Genomic DNA, 22,955 nt, shown 5'->3' with positions numbered 1-22,955 from the left:
GATTTCTAACCACCCCATGAATATTGATCCACGCACAGTCGTTTTCATTAATGTAATCGGATGTTTGCTGATGTCGGGTGGACTTTGGTTTGCGGCTCGGGGTTATTTTCAGAAGCTACGGTATGTAAAAGACTGGGCCATAGCCACACTGATACAAGCAATGGGATGGATTGTGATGGGTGTCCTGCGGGGGGTCATTCCCGATTGGATCTCTGTTAGTCTTGGAAATTCGCTCATACTTTTGTCATTAGTATATTCTAATAATATTATACTATCAATGTTTGATAAAAAACCAATGTGGAAGTTTGGAATCTTCTCTGTGGTTTTTGTTTTTATTGTGCTTGTATTACATCAGTTTTCCGATTATGCCCCCAAATATCGAATTTCTTTGATTTCTTTCGCCGCGGGTTTACAGCTCACTTTGTCTGCGAGAACAATTTTGGCAGCAAATCAAAATGCAAAACTATCCAGTCGTTTTGCTGCATTTGTATTTTTGTCTTGTGGAGTTTTTTTATTTCTTCGGTCTCTCTATTATACCTTTGCCGATGTTTCAGTCGCACAAATTGCATTTGGAAAGGGTCCGATTCAGGATATAACATATTTGTTTTTTTATGTGACTTCTGTAATGATGACGTTTGGATTTTTGATGATGTGTATTGACATATTCATCAAAAGCCAAGAGGAAAGTGAGCAAAAGTATAGGTTACTTGCGGAAAATACAACGGATGTTATCTGGGTATTGAATTTTGATGAACAAAAATATGTTTATGTCAGCCCATCCGTGATTAATATCACTGGTTTTACATCGGAAGAGGTCATTACCCATTCCTTACAAAGTTCTCTCGTACCTGCATCCTTACAATATGTAATGGATGTTCTACCAAAACGGATTCAGGAATTTAAAGATACAGGTGAAAGGAAACCTTTTAGCGACGAAGTAGAACAATACTGCAAAAATGGTTCTACAGTCTGGGTTGAGGCGAATACAGTGTTCCAGTGGAATCCCAATGGTACTATAAATATTTTGGGAGTATCCAGAAACATTGATAAACGGAAAAAAACGGAGTTGGAAAAAGATAAATTCTATTCCGAGTTGCAGTTATTAAATCATACAAAAGATAAATTTTTTTCTATCATAGCCCATGATTTAAAGGGTCCGATTGGCGGAATGAATACTTTCGCAGGTATGATTCTCGAAGATTTGGATACAAGGCCTTTGAAACGTACAAAAAACGATTTAAGTATTCTCTTTCAATCATCTGGCGAAGTGTTTGTTCTGCTCGAAAATCTTTTGACTTGGGCAAGGTCACAAACAGGTGAAATTTCCTTTTTCCCTGAAGAGATATCTTTATATCGTTCTATAGAGGCCTCACTTGCTTCTGCGTCTTTCTCAATTCAAAACAAGTCAATGGTTGTGAAAAATTCTGTAGATGAACGAGCAGTTGCTTATGCAGACGAAAAAATGATAGAAACCATTCTTAGAAATTTAATCTCAAATGCAGTTAAATACTCCCATCCTGGTGGTGAAATTCGAATTGGTTCCAAATCTATAGGAGATGATATCGAAATCTCCATAGTAGATTTTGGTACTGGCATCACTCAGGAGATTAAAGATAAGTTGTTTCGTATCGATGCAAAACAAAAGAGTATGCCAGGTACAATTGGAGAGAGGGGAACTGCATTAGGTTTGATTTTGTGTAAAGAATTTGTAGAAAAACATGGAGGTACGATTCGAGTGGAAAGCGAATTAAGCCAAGGTTCTCGATTCTATTTTACCTTACCCAAAGAATCTAGCGTTCCTATTCGGGGATGAACGGCAACAACCTTTGACTTCGAGGATAGTCCTGATAGGATTTCTACATTGCTTTTCGGTACATGAAAATGTTTGGATAGTAGTGTGATCAATTCCTCATTTGCCTTTCCGTCAACTGGTGGAGACTTCAAACGTGCGATGCACTCTGTTTCCGTTAAAAATTCCAAACCAGGTTGTTTGTTGTTAGGTTTTACTTTTACGGTCAATTTCATAAAATTTTATTTTCGTAGGATTCTAATAAAGAATCATACATAGTATATTTGAAAATCAAGAAAGAGGCATCAGGAAACATTAAATCCATCCCAAGGATCGAATCCAATGTTTATATTTTTTTGGACGCCTCGAATTTGTTTGTCGATACAAATCTCCTTTAGGCACGATCCCGCTCTCCGCTTCAATCTTTCGCAACGCGAAAGGATTTTCGCTGCGATCGGTGGCGCAGAGAGAATAGGGAATAGGCAAGTTGCTCATAATGTAAACACTAAATTTAGAAATGAATCGAACCGTTAGTTTTTTAAAATGATTGTTAGGTGACATTGCTTAGAATTTCACTTGCTTGCCTTAAACTGAACTGCAATGTTCTCTTAGAAGTAACTGCATTGAGATCACTGTATCTTAATGGTATAGGATTCTTGAGGGTAGGAATGTCGGTTCAAAAAAATCTATTAGATATTTTATGGGTACTTGTTTGTTCAGGTCTTGTGTTGATGATGCAAGGTGGATTTTTAGTATTAGAGTCTGGTTTGACTCGCGCAAAAAATTCGATCAATGTTGCGATTAAGAACATTGCTGATTTTGGAGTTGCCACACTTTTATTTTACCTCTTTGGATTTGGAATCATGTTTGGTTCCTCCTTCTATGGACTTTTTGGATTGGATTTATTTTTACCAGGCTTTCCAAAAGACAATGCATGGCCTCCTACTTTCTTTTTGTTCCAATTGATGTTTTGCGGAACCTCTTCCACTATTGTTTCTGGCGCGGTTGCAGAACGACTCAAATTCCCATCTTATCTTTTAGCAACAGCCCTCATCTCTGGGATCATCTATCCTATTGTTGGTCATTGGGTTTGGGGAGGAGCATTCAATGAAACTTCCAGTGGTTGGTTAGAACAATTAGGATTTCATGATTTTGCCGGATCAACCCAAGTCCACAGTGTGGGCGGTTGGGTTTCCTTAGCACTTCTTTTGGTTGTAGGTCCGAGACTTGGCAGGTTCAAAGCAGGAGAACCGTCAAAATCAGTCACCGGCAGTAATCTTCCATTGGCGATGTTAGGTGGTATTATCCTTTGGTTTGGTTGGATGGGTTTTAATGGAGGAAGTACACTTGCATTCAATGGAACTGTCCCTCTGGTGATTTTAAATACAATCATTGCTTCTGGATTCTCCATGTTGGTTGCATTATTTTTGACTTGGTTTGTAAAAGGATACCCCGAGGCAATCTCTCCATTAAACGGATCTTTGGCGGGACTTGTTGCCATCACTGCTAGTGCAGATTGTGTGGAACCTTCCCAAGCTGCTATGATTGGGATGATCGCAGGGGGTCTTACCATCCCGGCAGAGAAGTTACTCGAAAGATTAAGAATCGATGATGCCGTGGGTGCAGTTCCCGTCCACTTAGTCGGGGGTCTTTGGGGGACAATCGCTGTTGGAATATTTGGAGACATTGAAAGGTTGGGAGCGGTTAACGGAAGAGGGGACTTCATTCTCATCCAAATATTAGGTGCTGCCGTAGTCGGGCTTTTTGCTTTTGGTGTGTCCTATCTTCTTTTTAAAGGGATCAACCGAATCTATCCTCTGCGAGTTGATGAAATGGAAGAAAGGATGGGTTTGAATATATCCGAACACAAAGCCACAACCGAACTGATCGATTTATTTTTATCCATGGACTACCAACATAAAACAGGAGATCTCACTCTTGATGTACCAGTGGAGCCTTTTACCGAAGTCGGACAAATTGCAGAACGATACAATTTAGTATTAGGTAAGGTGCGATCTACATTAAAAGAAAATGAAGATTCCCGAGTGGAAATTGCGAATGCATATGAAAAAGTGAGAAATGAACAAGAAAGAGCCGAAAAACTATTGTTAAATGTTCTTCCAAAAGCAATCGCAGAAGAATTGAAAGAAAAACAAGGATTAATCGCAAACAGTTATCCAGAAGTATCGGTTATCTTTGCTGACATTGTTGGGTTCACGCAAATTTCATCAGGTATGAGACCAGAAGCTGTGGTTCGTATCTTAAATGAAATTTTTTCTTATTTTGATGTCCTTGCGGAAAAATACAGATTAGAAAAAATCAAAACCATTGGGGATGCATATATGGCAGTGGCAGGACTTCCCGCTCCCGATCAGTATCATTCCTTACTCGCTGCCCATATGGCTTGGGACATGAAGGCTTTACTCTCTAGGTTACGGCTAGGAAAAAGTGGAACTAAACTCAGTATGCGGATTGGAATCAATACAGGTCCTGTGGTGGCAGGTGTGATTGGAACCAAAAAATTCATTTACGATATTTGGGGTGATGCGGTAAACCTTGCCTCCCGTATGGAATCTCAAGGATTGCCCAATGAAATCCAAATCACAGAATCAACTGCTAAATTGATCCAATCCGATTTTGAATTGGAAACAAGAGGGGAGATCGAAATCAAAGGGAAAGGAAAAATTAAAACCTTCCTCGTCAAACAAAGAATACGCGAACCAGAAGATAGTTTACCATACTTCCAATTTGCTACTTAGATAGAGGGATTTCTAATTTGAAGTGTTCGATAAATAGCCATATATGACATTTTACGTCTATATTTGTTAATATTTATCATATATGCTGCTTTAAATAAATTTAGATAACGTATCATAAATGGTAAATAATGTCTTGAAAATCAAATAATCCATCATATAATACTAATTAAGATGGATTGGGAAGGCAAGAATTTATACGAAATTCAAGAAAACATAGGGACCTCCTTAAAAGGAAGGCGTATCCAGATGGAACTTTCACAAGAAGAGTTATCAGAGAGAAGTGGAGTCTCTCCTTCCTCCATTGCTCGTTTAGAAACAGGAAAGGGGAATATTTCCTTACTCAATTTACTTTCTCTTCTGAAAGAACTAGATCTATTAAACGAATTACAACTTATCTTTAGAGATCCCAGTTTTTCTTTGGCCCTTCTTGCAAAATCAAAAACAAAAAAACTCAGGCAAAGAGTAAGAAAACCAAAAACAATTCCCCCAAACAAAAACAAGGTTTGGGTTTGGGGGAACCAAAATGAGTGAACCTGTAACTTTAGCCAAGGTATATCTCTGGGGTAGTCTTGTTGGTTATGTTTCTTGGAATGAAGAAGGGGGATTTACATCCTTTGAATACGATAATGAATTCTTGAATGCACCAGTAGAACCCTCACCACTCCTGATGCCAAAAAACCGCACACTTTATTCTTTTCGTAATCTCAATGTTGAAACATTTAAGGGACTTCCTGGAATGCTTGCGGATTCCCTTCCCGATAAATTTGGAAATGCTTTAATTGATGTTTGGTTATCTACAATCGGAAGGGATAACCAATCATTCAATCCAGTCGAAAGGTTGTGTTATATTGGCGAACGTGGAATGGGGGCTTTGGAATTTAAACCAGCAACCTATAAACTAAGAATCAAAAATGTTCCGATTGAGATCGCAGAGATGGTCCAATTGGCATCAGAAATTTTAAACCATAGAAAAAAATTTTCGTCGAAACTCGAACTCACCAATCAAAAGAAACTAAATGAATCTTTAACAAGCCTACTAACTATCGGTACATCCGCAGGTGGCGCCAGAGCAAAATGTATTATTGCCTATAATGAAAAAACAGGAGAGGTTCGATCCGGACAAGTAGAAACTACTGAAGATTTTTCCTATTGGATATTAAAACTAGATGGGATTCAAAATAATAAAGATAAAGAGTTAAGTGACCCAAAAGGATTTGGTAATATCGAATATGCTTACTACCGGATGGCACTCGATTGTGGGATAAATATGATGGAGTCCAAACTCCTCGAAGAAAATGGCAGATTCCATTTTATGACCAAACGTTTTGATCGGAACGCTAGCGGCAAAAAACTCCATATGCAATCACTATGTGCCATGGCTCATTATGATTTTAATATGGCGGGTGCTTATAGTTATGAACAAACCTTTGAGGTGATTCGGAAAGTGATCACCGAGAATACAAGAATCACACTGGAACAACAATTCAAAAGAACTGTATTTAATGTGATTTCTCGCAATCAAGATGATCATACAAAAAACATAGCCTTCCTTATGGACCAGACTGGGAAATGGAAACTATCACCAGCCTTTGATATGACCTATAGTTATAATCCCAATGGGCAATGGACAAGTCGCCACCAGATGAGTGTGAATGGGAAACGAGAAAAATTCACAATCGAAGATTTGATTGAGCTCGGAAAAAAAACTGACTTAAAAAATTCTCAAATCAAATCCATTATCGAACAAACCAAAGAGACTGTCTCCCAATGGAAAAAATATGCGGCGGAAGCAAAGGTGACTCCATCCTTACAAAAAAAAATTCAAAAGAATCTGAATTTATCGATATAATATTTTCTTCCAATTGGAATCATCATTCAAGAAACGAATGGCGCTTTAGGAAATTTTAAAAAAATTGATCTTTCTTTTTATAGTCTCCGCTAAGTTGGCTATCCCGTTTGAAGTGGCGGTCATCTCTTCGAGGCCTGCAGCCGTTCCTTGTGTGAGGTCGTTGATACTGAAAATCGCCTGACCCACTTCCTTAATGGCATTTTTTTGTTCTTCCATGGACATCCGTATTGCTAGGCTAATATGGTTTACCTTGTCCACCTCTTCCCCCACCTTCTGGTTGATGATGAGCTGTTCCTTTGTGCTTTTTTCGATGTTATTGGTCATATCATCAAAAGAACTAATTCCTTGGATGATCCTTTGGATAAGAGAAATTGTTGTTTCTATAGTTTCTCGACCACTTTCAATTTCCTTTTCATTCGCTTGGATGAGGTCCCCAATATCATTGATGGAAATTGCTGTTTTTTCGGCGAGTTTCCCAACTTCATCGGCAACAACAGCAAAACCACGCCCATACACACCAGCTCTTGCTGCTTCAATTGCGGCGTTTAACGCAAGCAAGTTGATTTGTTCAGATATATTATTTATAATCTCAATCACACTTCCAATCTCTTCAGAGCTATTACTAATTTTATTGATGGAATTTCTCATGGAATCGAGTGCGGTTTGGCCAAGTTTTGCCTCTACTGAGATTTGGTTCACATCTTGAGAAGCTTTCCTAACTTGTTTCCCTGTCGCTTCACTGAGACTGGAGAGTTCCGTCATTTTTCCTTTTAAAAAATCCACTTTTCGAACTTGGTCTTCTGCCTGGGCATCAACATTTTGTATGCCTGCAGAAATCTCTTCTATCGAAGCAGAAATTTCTTCTGCCGATGCGGCTTGTGATTGTGCATTGGAAGACAACAAATTGAGAGATCCTGACATTTGTTCGGCGGATGTTGCTAAATCTTCAGAAATCACCTGGTTCGAACCTACAACCTCAGTGATTTGTTTGAGTGTGGAGTTGAGACCTCGTGACAATCGGGCAAATTCATCGGAAGATTCTAACTTTACATTGGATCTTAAATCGCCAACTTCAACATTTTGCAGAATTCTTTCAATTGTTTTCATAGGACTGAACCTTGCCGAAAACAAAATATATATCGAAAGTGCAATCACGAAGGATCCGGTAAAACTAATTACCGTTAACCCCAGTAAAGATGACAAACTTTCCACTTCTATTTCTTCTAAATCAAAAGTAGCAAAAAACTGAAGCCCATACTTTGTACTTACTTTTCTACGGAGTAAAAAAGTAGAACCTTCCCAAAAGTTACGAAAAGATTCCGTTTCACCGGCATTCTGTGCACGCGCTTCAAATTCGCTATTTTTAAAACTCATCAATAGATACTTTTGATTTGGGTGATAAACAACTGTGGATTCACGATCCAGTAAATAGGAATAACCAGTAGACCCAATTTTGACATTTTTTAGAGAAGATTCCATTGCCTTTCCCACTAAAAATGGCATCCCAACCAATCCAACCACAGTTCCATTTCTATTTTTGACAGGTGCAGTGACTAAAACTACTACCTGACCACTGATAGGTGATTTAATTGCAATTCCTACATGAGTTTTCCCTTCCTTGGATGCTATTATATTTTCTGATATTTCCGAATTGGAGGATAGCTTATACCCAACACTCATATGATCAGGAAGTCCGGAAGCAACAATTGGTGTACCTACATCAAAGGATGCAATGAATGCATTGTCTAAAAGGAATTGATTGTCATCATATACTTTTTCCAAAGCAGGCCCTGCTAGTATATAATTTCTAGTTTCTAATGCTTGTTTGATGGAGGGGAGAGAAGATATATATTTTATCCTATTTTCTACAGCTTCAAAATAGACATTAATCCTAGCTTCATTACTCTGGTTAAAATTGTACAATTGATTTGAGAATGCCTTTTCCAATGATTTTGCATTCACATTAAAGGAATAAATCAAAAGGAATAGAGAAAACACCAATATCACAAGGGAAAACAGAATGGGGACAGTGGTTTTTAAATTGCGATAGTATGGAGTGATACGATCGTTTAGTTCCGACTGGAATATGTCATCGTCCAATACGATATGAGAAGCTTTCTCTAAAAAAACATAAGAGATGATCACATTGAGCATCGCTGTAAGTAATAAACTGCAAACGATATAAAATCCATCTGACTTACTAGTCTCTGGTAAATAAAGGATGGGGCCAAGTACGATGGGTATAGCAATGATCCATTGTGCGGCTCCAATAAGTGCTCCAATCACAGGCATTTTTGCAATCGCATCCCAAACTTCTGTATAAGTTTTTGGATTTTTTTCTGATTGGGTTTCTAGAACAATCAGTCCGTTTTTGATAAAATTTAATTTTTTGCGAAAAATATAACTTGGGAGTAATAAACTTGTAAGTGCCGCAATGATGGAACTAGCCAGAAAAGTTTTGATCTGTGTGACATTTAAATCTACATAAAATAAAACAAGGGTGATCCCAATAGGAACCACAACTCCGAGAGATAACACTTGCGATGCCAGAATAAAGGCACGTCTATAACGCTTATACAAATTCATTTGAACTTAGACCTTGACATATCAAAAAAACCATGCGCGGTATGGCAAGGTTTTCTGGATTTCGCGAAAGTTTTCTAAAATAAAATATATAAACTTTGTTTTGTCGAGTAACGATTCATGCCACCAAACAATTGCATGACGATTAGTTCATTTGCAAATAAAATTTTGAATCGCACAAACGCCGTTTAATTAATATCAGTTGGAATATGATTTTAAAATAATTTTTATATTTTGATCAAAAAAATATAAATTTTACCTAGAGGTAATTGCATTATGCTCTGGCGTAGTTTATGATCGAGATTTTAGAGGAGATCTATCTAATCTATGGTTAATGTGTTTATCGACTGTATCAATATTGGCCTAGAAACATAAGGTGTTTACAATGAATTTATCTAAAGAAGTTCGCTATATTTTTCTCATTTTCTGTTCCTTATCTTTCTATAGTTATGGCACCGCCATGATGGATTATTTTTTAGTTTATCCTTCGCGATTTCTAGTTGGTGAAGAAGAATTCATAATTTACCATAAATTATTAGAAGCTGCTATTTGGCCGATAAGTGTAATACCGTTTTTAGTGATCATTAGTTTAAATGCATTTTTATTGACAAAAGCACTATCAAAAGAATTGCGAAATTTATTGATGGTCTCTTTTAGCCTACTTATTTTAGATTTTCTTTCGACGATCTTGTTGCAAGCTCCATGGAATGAACAACTATCAGCTGGTAAAAATATTGTATTAATGCAGAAGATATCTGATACAAACTGGGGACGAGTTTTCTTAGAAACAGCTCAAGTAGCTGTAGTTTTCAAATTGTTGGTTAATTTTAATAGTTCACAAAAGCAATAGACAAATCTTTATGTTAAGAATTCCAAATAAGCTTAATCTAGAGTATCAGCTCATTGAACACACCATCATCGATTGCTTCAAGGCCTTCACTGCATATGCGTAAATCATTTCCTTATCTTTGTTGGAGTAGATTGAATCTAAGGGCATTTAATGAGCCTTTTCCCATAAAGTGCAATGTGACACGAGGATGGAGCTAACGTTGTCGATATGGAGACTTGGTGTCGGAAAAAACCTTACTAGGTTCATAATGAATTCCGAAATTGGAACAAAAACATTTTTACAAAATAGGATGAACTATTGATGAATTTAAATCAAATAACAATACCGTCATTGGAGCTTACAAAGGCTATCCAATTTTATCAGACATTAGGATTGAATTTAATAGTGAATTCTATTCCACATTACGGACGATTTGAGTGTAAAGATGGCAATTCCACTTTTTCAATTCACCAAGTTGAGCAACTTCCAATAGGTGACGGCATTTGGATATATTTCGAATGTGAAGAACTTGACGAAGTAGTAGAGCGATTATCAAGCAAAGGGTTTGTATTCGAAGAAATGCCTAATGACAAAAGTTGGCTTTGGCGTGAAGCGAGGTTGAAAGATCCCGATAACAATCAACTGATTTTATACCATGCAGGAAATAACAGGCTAAACCCACCTTGGAGAATCAAATGAAGTAAGCCTGAACGCCTAAAAGTTACCTATCTGCGGCCTCTACCAGATTTTATGGGCAGTCGTGAATGCAACTATCGATTCCGTTGCTAGGGACTTTGTTCTTCCAGTGGAGAGCTCGGCGAACTAATAAAATCACCAGACTTACTTGAACTTGTTCCATTAGACATTTCAATTCCAAGTAAAAGTATAGCAGTCGAATCTGAGCTTACACCTCCACCACATTCGAATAAAAATAAAATAAAAACGGATATTGCGAAAATTAATCCTTCCGTGAAAGCCTTCATCAAAATTCTGACCAACTTACTTTAAGGATAGACTATATCAAGAAGCAACGCAATTACCCCTAAGTAATACTAAACGAAAAAATTGCTATAAATTACATATCTGCTATATAAAAGTTTTATACTAGAGACTGATTGGTCACTGCAAAAGAGGTAAATAGGTATTTTGGATCCTTAATAATTTTTTTCATTTTTCTCGAAAACGAAGTAATATCCAAAAAATTACCTTCTGGTAATTGCTTTAAGAATGTAAGTTCGTTATCATTTTCTTAATCAACTTCGCTCCAGTCAATGGAGACGATATAAATCATGGAGCTAATTTTGAAACTGAAGAAAACCGTATATATTGGGATAACAATAGTTATAATATATGTTCTAATGGGGAACATATTGCACCGTTTTGTATTTCCAGAGCCAACCATTCCAGCAGATGTTTATCCAATTATCGGTGACACGATGCTGAATCCATTTGCCAAAGAAAGTTTCGTTGTTCTAAAAACCGATAAAGAAACGAACGGCGCTTATGCCGAAGTCGAAATGCATTTGGACCCAGGCGGTGCAGTTCCAGAACCACATATTCATCCTCAATATAACGAGACTTTTAAGGTAGTCAAAGGTGAATTAACTTTGGTGATGGAAGGCGTTGAACATAAAGTAGGTCCAGGTCAATCGATCACTGTACCTAAAGGAGTGCCACACCAACCATTCAATAGAGAAAATATAGAATTCGTTGGAAATGTTAGCGTAGATCGACCTGCTAAATGGGCCTTATTTATCACTCAATTTCATGGGTTTCTCACGGAGAAGAAAGAACCGCGTACGAACTTAGAATTTTTTTTGCAGGCAATGCTGGTTACAGACTTTTATGAGGATACCTATCTTGCTTCGCCTCCGATTCCAGTCCAAAAAGTATTATCTTTTATTGTAGCACCAACAGCTCGCTTATTGGGTCACCAGAGTTGGAAACCAGAAATCTCAAAAAAGTGGCGAAAAAAAGTTAGTTTGTCTGAGGAAATCTAGGTCATTGAAAATTTTCGTGTGTTTTATCAGTTTATTTTAGATTATCTTCATTATGCTGTAGCTTGGATCGTTTGAATTAGAGTGATGAAATAAAAAACTAACATCAATTTGCAAATTGATGTTAGTTTTTTCCGGTATTGGGGATTGTCTCGCAAATTTCGAAATCCCTCTTCGGATTGAAGACTTGTTATTGGAAAAACATTTACGAATTTCCTAGGTTCTCAAGTCCTTGGAACAACATTGACTTCATAACTGCTAAGATCTTATGCTAAAAGAGTGGGCCGGATTAGTACCACTTTAGAGTCACTACTTCTCGAAAATCCAATACAAACCATTCAAACGATTTCTTTCGAAGTCGAATCGAAATCCTCTATTAATCATGCATTAGTTTGTTTCACAGGAAAACGACATAGAAATCTCGAAGAAAAGAATCTCGTTTATAAACTCAGTCATTTTTTTTCGTATACATTTATAGATCCAGACGATTTTACTCCGCGAGCAATGTAGAATATACATAGATTTTTATTCTTGGTCATTATGAAACTCAAAGCTATGTCTAGACAAATTAATCCTAAATTGATGAAGGTTTTGTTTTCATCTCCTGGGATTTCATTTTCTTCCAAACATTTTTTCATTCTTCTAATGGAAATTATACCATGTAAGATTTTGAAATGGATCTATATGTTTTTAGAAATTCTCATACATATAAAGTTCAGAAAGAATCCAATTGTATTTCCACAGTCTTGTGAAAAGGAACTTCTTGAGTTTGGTGAGACGAATGCACGCTAAACTCACAAAAAAATTTATAGGAGCTTGAATTAAATGACGAATTCGTTTGGTAAATTGTTGCGAATGTTACGGAAAGCTAAGAAAAAAAGTCAATTGGATTTGGCATTGGAAGCAGGTATTTCAAGTAAACATTTAAGTTTTCTGGAATCAGGAAGGTCAATTCCTGGTCGCGACGTTGTTAGAAAATTAACGAATGCACTAGATATTCAGAGTCTTTATAGAAGTTTACTTTTTCTCAAGGCGGGTTTTTCAATGGATTTTCCTTTGGTAAATCAGGAAGAATCTGAGAGTTTGTTAACAATTTTGACTTCGCAAATGGATGAATACTTTGCCTCGCCTACCTTTGTTGTAAGCTCGAATGGTAAGATTAATCTTTCAAATCCGGCACTGAATTTTCTACTTTCTGCTCTGCAAGGCAAAGAATCAAAAGCAGAAAGTTTATCCGTAGACGAACTTTTATTAGGAGAGGAAGGATTTGGGCCATATATTTTAAATTTTGATAATCTGGCAGAAAGATTGATAACTCGTCGTTCGTTGGAGAACTATTTAGGTTCTGAAGAGGCTAAGCCACATTTTCTTAAATTAAATGGATTGGATAAAAGTGAACATGGAAATTTCACAATTCAATTAGAATACAACGGATTATTAACCTTTGAGATTATACAGGCAGTCATTGGACATCCTTTGGAAGTAAATACGCGTTCGGTAAGAATTTTCTACATGATTCCATCTGATCCAATTTCTAAAGATATAATGAGAAGTTTGGTTTCGAATGACTTGAATCAATTTAGTATCCTTTAATTTAATCGCATTGGAAATTGAAGCGAATTTTGAATCAGATAAAGAATTTTTTCTGAAAGAATCGGAGTTGTCTATTATTCTCTAATATGAAGCGTATTGCATCGATTAGGTCCCTGATAAATCAGTCTTACCGCCACTCAAAAATTGTATTCTATTTCGACCTTTCTTTTTTGCTAAATATAAACGATCGTCCGCATACTTAATCAGCTTGCCAAAATCTTCAATTTCTCCATTGCTATGTGAGATACCGATACTCAGTGTTCGTTTAATAGGAGATTCATTTTCCAATTGGATTTCTATTTTTTCCATTGCCTTTCTAATTCTTTCTGCAACTAAAATGCCAGTATCAAAATCTGTATTGGGTAGAAAAATAATAAATTCTTCGCCTCCATATCTTCCAACTATATCTTTCTTTCGTGTTGAAAAATGTAAAACTTCCGCGACTTTTTTTAAAAATAAATCGCCAATTTCGTGTCCATAATTATCATTTAAGGATTTGAATTGATCAATGTCTAACATAAGTAGGCAAACTGGAACAGATTTTTGTAATGATGCCTCCCATTCAATTTGTGCAGAGTTTAGAAATGATCTTCTGTTCCTGAGTCCGGTTAGCTCATCTGTATTTGCTAAATACATTGCTTCTTTCAATTGAATTTCTTTTGCTAAAATACTTTTCGTAGCTGCGTTTAGTTCCAACAAATTCTGTATCCTAGCAAACAGCTCAGATTTATCGAATGGTTTGGATAAAAAATCATTTGCCCCAGCGCTTATACCCATTGCATAGTCGTCACTCTGATTTCTGGCAGTTAATAAAATTATTTTTAGTTCCGATGAGTTAAATCTTTTTCTCAATTCTCTACAAACTTCATAGCCTGACATAATAGGCATCATTACATCTAATAAAATTAAATCATATATATTGGAATAACATTTCTCTAATGCTTCCTTCCCATTTTTTGCAGTATCTATTTCACAATTTTTTCTAGATAAGAAATTGTATATCAATCTTATATTGATATCTTCATCGTCTACAATCAGAATGCGTTTACTTTCGGAACTTTTCTCTCTCACAAGTTCAGATATTTCAATCGTGCCTGATTGAAGCTCAACAAGTTGTTTGGTTATTGTTAGCCCAAGACCATTGCCCTGGTATTTTAAGCATTCATCAATTTCTAGCTGATCAAATCTTTCGAATATCTTTTGAATATCAGCTTTATTAATTCCTCTACCAGTATCATGAATTGATATCTTTGCTTTTTCTGAATCAAGTTCTTGGCTGAAACTAAGAGAAATCATCCCAAAGTCTGTGAATTTTATTGAGTTACTTAATATATTGAATAATATCTGCTGAATTCTATTTTCATCACATAGAAGAAGAGGGGCATCTAAAGGAATTAAATTTGCAATTCTAATATTAGAATTATTTTTGCTCCTTTCCAGAAGGGATATAACATGAGTTGAAACCTGATATAGATCTACTTTTTTAATATTTAATTTCAGAACACCATGTTTCAGTCTTGTTGAATCCAAAATATCGTTTACCAGTAAAGAAAGTCTCTTCCCACTTTTATGAATAAGGTCAATATTCATTTCGATTACCGGTGATATCTTTCCTATTGAGCCATCTAATATTGATTCAGCAATTCCTACCATGCCATGTAAGGGAGTTTTTATTTCATGAGACGTATTTGCTAAAAACTCCTCACGTAGTTTGTTCAACCGGGTATTCTCCTCCTTATATTTCTGAAAATTTTTTTCTATCGATAACTGAAGTCCATTAACCTTACTTGCCAAAGCAATTGAAAGAAAAATTGATTCTGTGCTGATGCCTAATTTGATTATTAGATGACTGAATTGATCTTCCGGGAGAAACCCCAATAAAAGTAAAGCGTAGTAAGAAATGGAACTCAGAGCAATCCCCCATGAAACTAAATACAATTTCGCTGGTCCGAAACCTTTTGCTAGAGATAGTATCCCCATTGATAAAAGACATATAGAATTAAGTAAAACTGCTATCTTTTGACATTTTAAATACTGACCATATTCAATACTAAAAAATAATATTGAACAAACTATCCAAATAGAATATATGAAGTATTGTAGCTTCCTGATTTTCTTTGAACGACCTTTTGAATCTAGAAAATTGACAGTGAATAAAGTAGCAAAGATTCCTGCAGAAGTGACAATAACAGAATTCGAATATAAATTCCAATCAACAGATGTGGGCCAAATATATTGATATGCAATTCCAGACATTGAAGATATATATATCAAGATAGAAATTGTATAACATGAGTATAAAATATAAACTTTATCTTTTATGACAATCCATAGAAAAAAGTTATAGAATGCAACACCGCACAACAGTCCGATAAATGCGAATTCAATGCCTAGTAAAGTAGGGTCATTTTGATAAAAAAAAGTTTCCGTGAAGGCACTAAAAGAAATAAGTAATCCAGAAAATGTTTTTATACGTAAGTATAACTCCCCATCTTGTTTTAAATTATTTAGACTAAATACAATGTTTCTATTATTTAGTTCCCATTGAGTATGCGGATATTTACGCCCACTAGACTTTGAAATCCAAATATCATTCTCATTTTTATATTTTAATTCTACTTCAGATAAAGTTGGAAAACCTAACTTCAAAATATATGTTTCATTTGGATCTTTTACAGTGTAGGGAATTTTGATCCAAATAGGCCTGTTGACATGGCCAAGATTCATATTGGAACCATTATTTAACTGTAATGGAATCTTCCTTTTATTTTGAATATGGTCGTTCCAATCAAATTGAGTATCTAAATCTAAAAAATATGAAAATTCAGCGTTTTCAAAAAAGTTGCGATTGGATTTTTCGAAAATGACTTTATTGGATAGTAAAGGTGAGGCAAAAAATATCAAAATTGAAAATAGTAAAGATAATGATTTCAGATATTATCCCCCTTATTTGATAGCAGAATTCTTTTGCCATCTTTGATTTAAAGAGTCTAAATTAAATTCATCTATTGGGATTGGTTTGTTTATATAGTAACCTTGAACATAATCGCAGCCAATTTCACAAAGTAGATCAAATTGATCTTTATTTTCAACGCCTTCTGCAACTACTTTCATGAGTAAACTTTCTGCCATTTTAATAATGGCTTTTACTACCGATAACCCATTGTTATTGTGTTGAAGGTTATCTATAAATGACTTATCAATTTTAATGATATCAATTGGAAAATGGATCAGATAATTTAAGGAAGAATATCCTGTTCCAAAATCATCCAAATAAATGGTAAGGCCCATCTTTTTCAATTCGTACAGAACATTTATACTATGTTTTATATTGCTCATGATAAGCGATTCAGTCAATTCAATATGTATATTCTCTGCTTCTAGATGATACTGTGTCAGATATTTTGCAAACAGCTGAGGTAAATTTTTATTTTCGAATTGTAAAGGTGAGAGGTTGATTGCTATCGGAATAATAGTCTTTTTCTCTAGATTCCAACGTTCTATTTGTTTGCATGTATTGATTAAAATCCAATCACCAATTGTATGGATTTGGCCAGTCTCTTCCGCAATTTGTATAAATTCAGCAGGAGGGATATAACCGTGCGTTGGATGGTTCCATCTGCAAAGCGCCTCCGCATGTGAAATTTTATTTTCCTTCGTAGAAAAAATTGGCTGAACATGTAATTTCAGATTTTCATTTACTATTGCTTCTCTTAACCATGAGCTCATTTGCAAGGAGTTAAGTTTCTTTTCTTGCATTTTTAGTTCATATAGTCTAAATTTTCCTCGTCCGAGTTTTTTGGCCTCGTGCATTGCTATATCAGCATTTCTTAAAAGTTTTTCTGCATCTGTTGACGATTTGTCCCCTTTAGAAACACCAATTGAACATGTCATAAGAATTGATTGTCTTTCAATATAAATAATTTCCGACAATACCATTTGGATTTTGTTGCATATATCTATAATATTTATAGATCGAATTTTACTCTGGGTGACAAGTGCAAACTCATCACCACCTATTCGTGCAAGAAAATAATCATTGTTTTTGTTAATTAAATCTTTTAGCCTACTGGCGACAATTTTGAGTACTGTATCACCCGCCTCGTGACCAAGACTATCATTGATATCTTTAAAACGATCGATATCAATATAAAAAATATATAATTCTTCCAGTTTTCCGAATTTTAAGTCTTGTATAAGCAAATCTACGGATTCAAAAAGAAATTTTTTACTGGAAAGCTTTGTCAGTTCGTCTTTAGATATTTTTTCGATTAAAAAGTTATCATATTGAAATTTTTCGGTTACATCGCGCCCTAAATAGTAAACTCGTCCGCTGTCGCCAGTATTGTCTGAATATACAAAAAATTCAATTGTCGAATATCCTCCTGCTCTATTCTGAATTCTGATTTCAGCCAACTGAATATCTGATTTCTCCAACGCATTCTTATATAATTCTCTAAAGATGATTTTATCTTCATTATGAATGAAATTTTCGAAATTTTTTCCAACAATTTTCTTTGGTATCCAACCTAGAATATTATGAATAGATTCATTTGCCATTACAAGAGTTTTGTTCTTGTTTATCAATAAGAGAATATCTGGAATGGAATGAAACAAATTTGAAAATTGATTTTCCTTTGTAACTACTGAGTCCATAAGGTCGAGAAGATCAGTTACATTTTTAAAATGAAAAATGAATCGATTATTTGATGTAATGTTACAAGTAACATCCAATAACATAGTATTCCTAATTTTTTTGAATTCCAGAATTCCTAATCTTTGAATTTTTTTGCCATCTTTTGTAAACTTTAATGAAGCTAGGAAGTTCGAACTAGCTGATGGCAATTCTTGCAAAGTTAAAATTTCATTATTTTTGCTATTATGGAGATCAAAAATGAATTTAGCATATTTATTGGTATAATAGATATTAAAATAAATATCAGCAATGATGACTCCTTCACTAATCTCTTCTAAGATTTCGGTATGCTCTATTTCCATTTTTTTTCCTAGAATATTAAATTTGAATCTTGCTTCTACGTGTAAAGAATTCCGTTAAATGAATGGTATTCTTTTTTTATCATAAGCGCAATTATCTCAAGGTAAAATATATGAATAAAATGCTGTACTCTCTCATTTTATACACATTGGCGACTGTTTGCTGAGATTAATTATAGATTTCATTTCTAAATCATTAAGTATGACTCGCGCAAAATAGAATGAATTTTCTCTTATAAAAACATTAGATCTTTTCTGAATTTTACTGGAGTGATGTTCTCTATATTTTTAAACGATTTTAAGAATGCCGAGTAAGAATTGAAGCCGACAGCAAGTCCAATGGAGAGGACGGATCGATTTTTTTCCGATAGTAACATTTTTTTGGCTTCCACTATCCTAAATTCATTTACGTATTCATTAAACCCTTTTCCAATGTGATCGTTTAACAAAGCAGAAAGGCAGTGCAATGAAAGATTCATTTCTTCTGCGAGCCTTGGTAAACGAAGTTCTTCGTCCAAATATAATCGTTCTTGATTCATTAATCCATCTAATTTATTTCTTTGTTCTTTAAGATCCAATCCTTTGAAAAGTGAATACTTTTTCCCATCGATAAATGAGTTTTTAACATTCATCTCTTTTGATTGAATCATGTTTGTTTTATTTTTTTCGATCACAAGAAAAATGGGATGGGGAATTTCCAAAAATGATTGGATCCATTTCCAATCCATTAGGAGAAAAAATCCCAACAAAAGAAAGGAATAGGGTTGTGAAGAAATTAAAATTCCTATTGTTGCAATGAGTGCGATTATCAATTTTGGAGCAATTTGTAAAGAGATAGATTCGACTTTCATAAAAACCTCGCCGATAAATGAAAAAATCTATTTCTATTTTACCTTTCTTTTAGTGCATGTTCGTCTGGATTTATAAATGTTGACAAAAAAATACGACTGTATTTATAAACCAGATACTTTTCTGCGATATTCCTTCGGAGTTATTCCCGTGAATCGAAGAAACGCTTGGTTGAAAGAAGATTTTGAGTTGAATCCAACTTCAAAGGCAATTGCGAGAACGGTTTGTCTCGGTTTTTCAATCAGTATTTTTTGAGCTTCCGATATTCTATATTGATTGATGAAACTCGGAAAATTCATTTTTTTCTTTTCATTTAAAAATTCCGAAAGCTGGTGACTCGAAAGGGACACCGATTCAGCCAACTCTTTCAGTGTAAGATCTTCGCGTTTATATAGTTTGTGTTGTTCCATAAACTCATTCAACTTTTTTTGAATCGCATCGGTATCCAAACCGATCAAAAGGGAACGTTCATAACGGTTTTTTCTAACTTCCTGAATGAATAGTGCAAGTGATTCTGGATTTCCTAATGAATATATATACAACTGAATTAAAATTAAACTTACCATGACTGCTCCGATTTTTAATGAAGGTAAATTCAAGGTATAATGACCGTAGATAAGGAGAAGTGTCGCGATCAGACGAAAAGGAATCAAAAGGATTCCAAGACGGAAAGCCGGCAAAATTGGGGCTGTTTTTGAATTCCTAAAGTAAATCCAAAAAAGATAAAGGTTGTATCCCGTCAGACAAAATGCAGAAAAATAGATGCAAAGATTTATTGTCTCGAAAGTGTTTTGATGCCAAAACTCGAAAACGATTTTCTTTTTTAGATCTTCCGATTTTAGGAAAAACGGACTTGTTAACAAAAGAATAAGAATTACCGGAAGCAAATGTAGTGCCTCTTTCCAACCAAAGCTGAATTTTTCCTTCAAAAGCGAATCAGTATAGTATTGTTCGATAGGACCATAAATCGCGAGAGAGATTGGAAGAAGTATTACCAAAGTCGGAAAGTGAAATAGCCAACCGCTAAAGAAACCTGAAAGAATAAGTTGTGTGGTTCCGGTGGAAATAAAAAGCAATGAAACTAAAAAAGATTGAATCGTTCTTTGTTTAAAAGCTAGATATCGACTCATTCCCATCAGTAAACCCAAACCGCCTCCGAACTGAATAAGGGCATCAGAAAGAGAAGAAAAAAGATCCAACATGATTGATCTCCAAGTTTACCTTTCTAAATCGATCTCACAGGTGTGTTTATTACCCATTGAAGAGTCAATTTCTTGCTTCTTATCGGAAGCAATCTTCACTTTTATAAAAATCAAAGAAAGAAAGACTTATTTTGAGTATTCTAAGACACATTGGATCAGGAGTCAAGAATATGAAAGATCGTGTAGTTCTAGCATCTACCTCACTTGAGGATGAAAGATTTCAAATAGAAGACAGAACTAAGTATGAGGGAATAGAGTTCAAAAATCGACCGCCATCATTTGTAAAAAAATGGAAAATGTTTTTTGCCCGAGAGAGCTGTTTTGTTTTTCTTTTATCTTTAATTCAGTTTACCCATATCCTTGATTTTATGATAATGATGCCCCTTGGCAGGAATTTCGAAAGTCAGTTTCAAATCACTCCTAAGGAATTTTCGGTACTTATTTCTTCTTATACTTACAGCGCTTTTTTTGCAGGAATCCTAAGTTCTTTGTTTATTGATCGATTCAATAGGAGAATTACGGCTCTCTTTTTGTATTCGGGATTTATCTTAGGAACACTATTATGCGGAATCGCAAATACATATTGGATATTATTTGCAGGACGAATTCTAGCAGGTGCATTTGGGGGAATTATTACCTCAGTACTTTTTTCCTTTGTCGGAGATTTGATTCCAGAGGAAAGAAGGGGAAGAGCCACTGGTGTAATTATGGCGGCGTTTTCAGCTGCCGCTGTGATCGGAGTTCCAATAAGTTTAGAAATTTCTGGGCGATTTGGATGGAACGCGGTTTTTCTTTCGATTGTTTTTATCAGTTGTCTGATTCTCCTATTAATGTATCTGATTCTTCCTCATGTCACAATAGAAAAGGAGACAAAGGAATCGAATCTACAAGGTTTGAATGATATTGTAAGATCGAAGCGATACCTCCCTTCTTATTTACTCATTGCTTCAGTGATTCTAGGGGGATTCACCGTAATACCTTTTTTTGCTCCATACTTGGAGAGGAACGTAGGTGTTTCCAAAGATTATCTTTCCCTTATCTATTTCATCGGGGGTTCGATTACTTTCTTTTCCGCCCGTTTGATCGGATCTCTTTCCGATCGATATGGAAAAAAGAAAATGTTCTATATATTAGTTCCACTCGCATGTATCCCGATTCTTTTTTTCACGAATCTAAAACCAGGTTCAATTTTCCTGACGATCCTTTGTACAAGTGGATTCATGGCCTTGGTCTCAGCCCGTTTGATTCCAGCGATGGCCTTAATTACCTCAACTGTTGACCAAAAACAAAGGGGAAGATTTATGACGATCGTTTCCGCTATTCAAAATCTTGCTTCAGGAATGGGTGCTACGATAGGCGGTTTGATTTTAACCGTCAAAGATATCCACTCACCGTATCAAAATTTTGAGTGGGTTGGAATTTTAGCCGTTGTATTCAATCTTGCGGCATTGGTTTGCGTATCAAAAGTATTTAGTAGTATAGAATATTTAAAATTAAAACAGAATGGTGGAGTCATATGAAGAAGGAATTTCTTATTAAATCGGGCGCTTATTGCGCGATATTTGCTGGAGCTTTACGCTGCTTTGCCGCCTTCGCTAGTGAATTTATGTCAGGATTCTATTTAGAATCGCTTTATTTCGCAATTGATATTTGTCTTCTCTTCGCCGTGTTGGGTTTCTATTTTCAATATTATGAAAAATTAAAGGTACCTGCATTGATTGGATTTATTTCATGTATGACGGGAATTGGTCTCTTGATCGGTCCAGATCAATCAGCGACGGGCTTAAACGTTTATCCGTATGGTGCTGGTATCCTTTCCATCGGTTTGATATTAATCTCATTAGATTCCTGGAAATCAAATGTTATTTCTAAGTGGACACCGGGTATTTATATCCTCTCCGTTCTGACGGGTTCGGTAGGTTTTTTCGTTAGTGAATTGGCTTGGCTGTTTGTGTTTGGTGGAATCCTATTTGGAATTAGTTTTATTGGAATGGGTTTTTCTCTTTTGAAATCTAGTTCTACTCAGTAGTTAGAGATAGTTGTAAACCAAGCGGGATTGACTTTTTATTTTAGGGTAGAGGAAGATTATTATTCCAATTAAATTTTTCATAAAAACTCAAATGCAATCAATAAAATTTCAAGAAATTCAATGATGGTATTTGAGAGGAACGTGCAGTAAATAAAGGCTAGAGCTATCACTAGTAATGTGGGAGATCTAGTCAATTTATCATCGTAAGTTCGCATGGCTATCGAAGAACTACTTTCCGCATCAGAGGATTTTACCTTATACTCTTTCAAAAATACTATTGGAAGTATGGCATTCAATCGGCAACAGGATCAATAGACAAAAAGTCCGTCAGATTCGAATACCATCTATTATGAAGCTATATGTTACTTCCGATAATATAGATTATGTCGCATAACATAAAATATGCGACTGAGTGTACTCATACATCCTTTACAGTTCTGTCTTGATACATACTTTACAAAAAGATGCATCAAAATCCTGT

16 protein-coding genes are annotated in these 22,955 nt (G+C 35.4%); 10 read left to right on the top strand and 6 right to left on the bottom strand.

Annotation, left to right across the window (positions count from 1 at the left end):
• Positions 1 to 70: 70 nt before the first annotated feature.
• A complete protein-coding gene (locus JWG41_RS08965; protein WP_205269633.1) occupies positions 71 to 1,813 on the top strand; it encodes a PAS domain-containing sensor histidine kinase in 1,743 nt (580 codons plus the stop codon).
• Here JWG41_RS08965 and JWG41_RS08960 read toward each other — a convergent pair.
• A complete protein-coding gene (locus JWG41_RS08960; protein WP_205269592.1) occupies positions 1,768 to 2,025 on the bottom strand; it encodes a DUF167 domain-containing protein in 258 nt (85 codons plus the stop codon). The two genes, JWG41_RS08965 and JWG41_RS08960, sit on opposite strands and share 46 nt — an antisense overlap.
• A gap of 432 nt (positions 2,026 to 2,457) precedes the next feature.
• On the opposite strand from JWG41_RS08960, the gene amt reads away from it, so the two are divergent.
• The 3 genes from amt (at position 2,458) to JWG41_RS08945 (ending at position 6,397) form a co-directional block, all read left to right on the top strand.
• On the top strand, positions 2,458 to 4,548 hold the full coding sequence (gene amt / locus JWG41_RS08955) for an ammonium transporter (RefSeq protein ID WP_205269591.1): 2,091 nt from the start codon (positions 2,458 to 2,460) through the stop codon (positions 4,546 to 4,548).
• 171 nt (positions 4,549 to 4,719) lie between these two features.
• Entirely contained in the window at positions 4,720 to 5,079 is a 360-nt protein-coding gene (locus JWG41_RS08950; RefSeq protein WP_205269590.1) for a helix-turn-helix domain-containing protein, read from the top strand.
• Positions 5,072 to 6,397: a type II toxin-antitoxin system HipA family toxin gene (locus JWG41_RS08945; protein ID WP_205269589.1), complete on the top strand. Its 1,326-nt coding sequence runs from the start codon at positions 5,072 to 5,074 to the stop codon at positions 6,395 to 6,397. The genes JWG41_RS08950 and JWG41_RS08945 overlap by 8 nt, the downstream gene beginning before the upstream one ends.
• A gap of 45 nt (positions 6,398 to 6,442) precedes the next feature.
• On the opposite strand, the gene JWG41_RS08940 is transcribed toward JWG41_RS08945, so the two are convergent.
• A complete protein-coding gene (locus JWG41_RS08940; protein WP_205269588.1) occupies positions 6,443 to 8,983 on the bottom strand; it encodes a methyl-accepting chemotaxis protein in 2,541 nt (846 codons plus the stop codon).
• A gap of 382 nt (positions 8,984 to 9,365) precedes the next feature.
• On the opposite strand from JWG41_RS08940, the gene JWG41_RS08935 reads away from it, so the two are divergent.
• The 4 genes from JWG41_RS08935 to JWG41_RS08920 all read left to right on the top strand — a co-directional run bounded on the left by JWG41_RS08935 (position 9,366) and on the right by JWG41_RS08920 (position 13,399).
• Positions 9,366 to 9,830 carry a hypothetical protein gene (locus tag JWG41_RS08935; protein WP_205269587.1) on the top strand — a complete coding sequence of 155 codons (465 nt, stop codon included), beginning with the start codon at positions 9,366 to 9,368 and terminating at the stop codon, positions 9,828 to 9,830.
• A gap of 300 nt (positions 9,831 to 10,130) precedes the next feature.
• Positions 10,131 to 10,508, top strand: a complete 378-nt coding sequence (locus JWG41_RS08930) for a VOC family protein (protein ID WP_205269586.1) — start codon at positions 10,131 to 10,133, stop codon at positions 10,506 to 10,508.
• A gap of 602 nt (positions 10,509 to 11,110) precedes the next feature.
• A complete protein-coding gene (locus JWG41_RS08925; RefSeq protein WP_232373887.1) occupies positions 11,111 to 11,809 on the top strand; it encodes a cupin domain-containing protein in 699 nt (232 codons plus the stop codon).
• An 822-nt stretch (positions 11,810 to 12,631) separates the two neighbouring features.
• On the top strand, positions 12,632 to 13,399 hold the full coding sequence (locus JWG41_RS08920) for a helix-turn-helix domain-containing protein (protein ID WP_205269584.1): 768 nt from the start codon (positions 12,632 to 12,634) through the stop codon (positions 13,397 to 13,399).
• Between the two features lie 105 nt (positions 13,400 to 13,504).
• On the opposite strand, the gene JWG41_RS08915 is transcribed toward JWG41_RS08920, so the two are convergent.
• From JWG41_RS08915 to JWG41_RS08900, 4 genes are all read right to left on the bottom strand, one after another.
• Positions 13,505 to 16,303, bottom strand: a complete 2,799-nt coding sequence (locus JWG41_RS08915) for a diguanylate cyclase (protein WP_205269583.1) — start codon at positions 16,301 to 16,303, stop codon at positions 13,505 to 13,507.
• Between the two features lie 42 nt (positions 16,304 to 16,345).
• Positions 16,346 to 18,397: an EAL domain-containing protein gene (locus JWG41_RS08910; protein WP_205269582.1), complete on the bottom strand. Its 2,052-nt coding sequence runs from the start codon at positions 18,395 to 18,397 to the stop codon at positions 16,346 to 16,348.
• Positions 18,398 to 18,627: 230 nt separating this feature from the next.
• A complete protein-coding gene (locus tag JWG41_RS08905; RefSeq protein ID WP_205269581.1) occupies positions 18,628 to 19,245 on the bottom strand; it encodes a helix-turn-helix domain-containing protein in 618 nt (205 codons plus the stop codon).
• A gap of 102 nt (positions 19,246 to 19,347) precedes the next feature.
• On the bottom strand, positions 19,348 to 19,896 hold the full coding sequence (locus JWG41_RS08900; RefSeq protein ID WP_205269580.1) for a helix-turn-helix domain-containing protein: 549 nt from the start codon (positions 19,894 to 19,896) through the stop codon (positions 19,348 to 19,350).
• Between the two features lie 845 nt (positions 19,897 to 20,741).
• Here JWG41_RS08900 and JWG41_RS08895 point away from each other — a divergent pair.
• Together JWG41_RS08895 and JWG41_RS08890 are read left to right on the top strand one after the other, a co-directional pair.
• On the top strand, positions 20,742 to 21,965 hold the full coding sequence (locus tag JWG41_RS08895) for an MFS transporter (protein ID WP_205269632.1): 1,224 nt from the start codon (positions 20,742 to 20,744) through the stop codon (positions 21,963 to 21,965).
• Positions 21,962 to 22,474, top strand: a complete 513-nt coding sequence (locus JWG41_RS08890; RefSeq protein ID WP_205269579.1) for a hypothetical protein — start codon at positions 21,962 to 21,964, stop codon at positions 22,472 to 22,474. Before JWG41_RS08895 ends, JWG41_RS08890 begins: the two co-directional genes overlap by 4 nt.
• The last annotated feature ends 481 nt before the right edge of the window (positions 22,475 to 22,955 follow it).

It is taken from the genome of Leptospira chreensis (genome assembly GCF_016919165.1).
In the GTDB taxonomy this organism is placed as follows: Bacteria; Spirochaetota; Leptospiria; order Leptospirales; family Leptospiraceae; genus Leptospira_A; species Leptospira_A chreensis.
Note: the sequence above shows the minus strand (reverse complement) of the source record. Positions and strands in the feature narration are given on the sequence as shown.

Excerpts from the sequence above, each read along its gene's own strand:
- JWG41_RS08965 (WP_205269633.1), top strand. The coding sequence starts at position 71 with ATGTCGGGTGGACTTTGGTTTGCGGCTCGGGGTTATTTTCAGAAGCTA.
- JWG41_RS08960 (WP_205269592.1), bottom strand. The coding sequence starts at position 2,025 with ATGAAATTGACCGTAAAAGTAAAACCTAACAACAAACAACCTGGTTTG.
- amt (WP_205269591.1), top strand. The coding sequence starts at position 2,458 with ATGTCGGTTCAAAAAAATCTATTAGATATTTTATGGGTACTTGTTTGT.
- JWG41_RS08950 (WP_205269590.1), top strand. The coding sequence starts at position 4,720 with ATGGATTGGGAAGGCAAGAATTTATACGAAATTCAAGAAAACATAGGG.
- JWG41_RS08945 (WP_205269589.1), top strand. The coding sequence starts at position 5,072 with ATGAGTGAACCTGTAACTTTAGCCAAGGTATATCTCTGGGGTAGTCTT.
- JWG41_RS08940 (WP_205269588.1), bottom strand. The coding sequence starts at position 8,983 with ATGAATTTGTATAAGCGTTATAGACGTGCCTTTATTCTGGCATCGCAA.
- JWG41_RS08935 (WP_205269587.1), top strand. The coding sequence starts at position 9,366 with ATGAATTTATCTAAAGAAGTTCGCTATATTTTTCTCATTTTCTGTTCC.
- JWG41_RS08930 (WP_205269586.1), top strand. The coding sequence starts at position 10,131 with ATGAATTTAAATCAAATAACAATACCGTCATTGGAGCTTACAAAGGCT.
- JWG41_RS08920 (WP_205269584.1), top strand. The coding sequence starts at position 12,632 with ATGACGAATTCGTTTGGTAAATTGTTGCGAATGTTACGGAAAGCTAAG.
- JWG41_RS08910 (WP_205269582.1), bottom strand. The coding sequence starts at position 18,397 with ATGGAAATAGAGCATACCGAAATCTTAGAAGAGATTAGTGAAGGAGTC.
- JWG41_RS08905 (WP_205269581.1), bottom strand. The coding sequence starts at position 19,245 with ATGAAAGTCGAATCTATCTCTTTACAAATTGCTCCAAAATTGATAATC.
- JWG41_RS08895 (WP_205269632.1), top strand. The coding sequence starts at position 20,742 with ATGTTTTTTGCCCGAGAGAGCTGTTTTGTTTTTCTTTTATCTTTAATT.
- JWG41_RS08890 (WP_205269579.1), top strand. The coding sequence starts at position 21,962 with ATGAAGAAGGAATTTCTTATTAAATCGGGCGCTTATTGCGCGATATTT.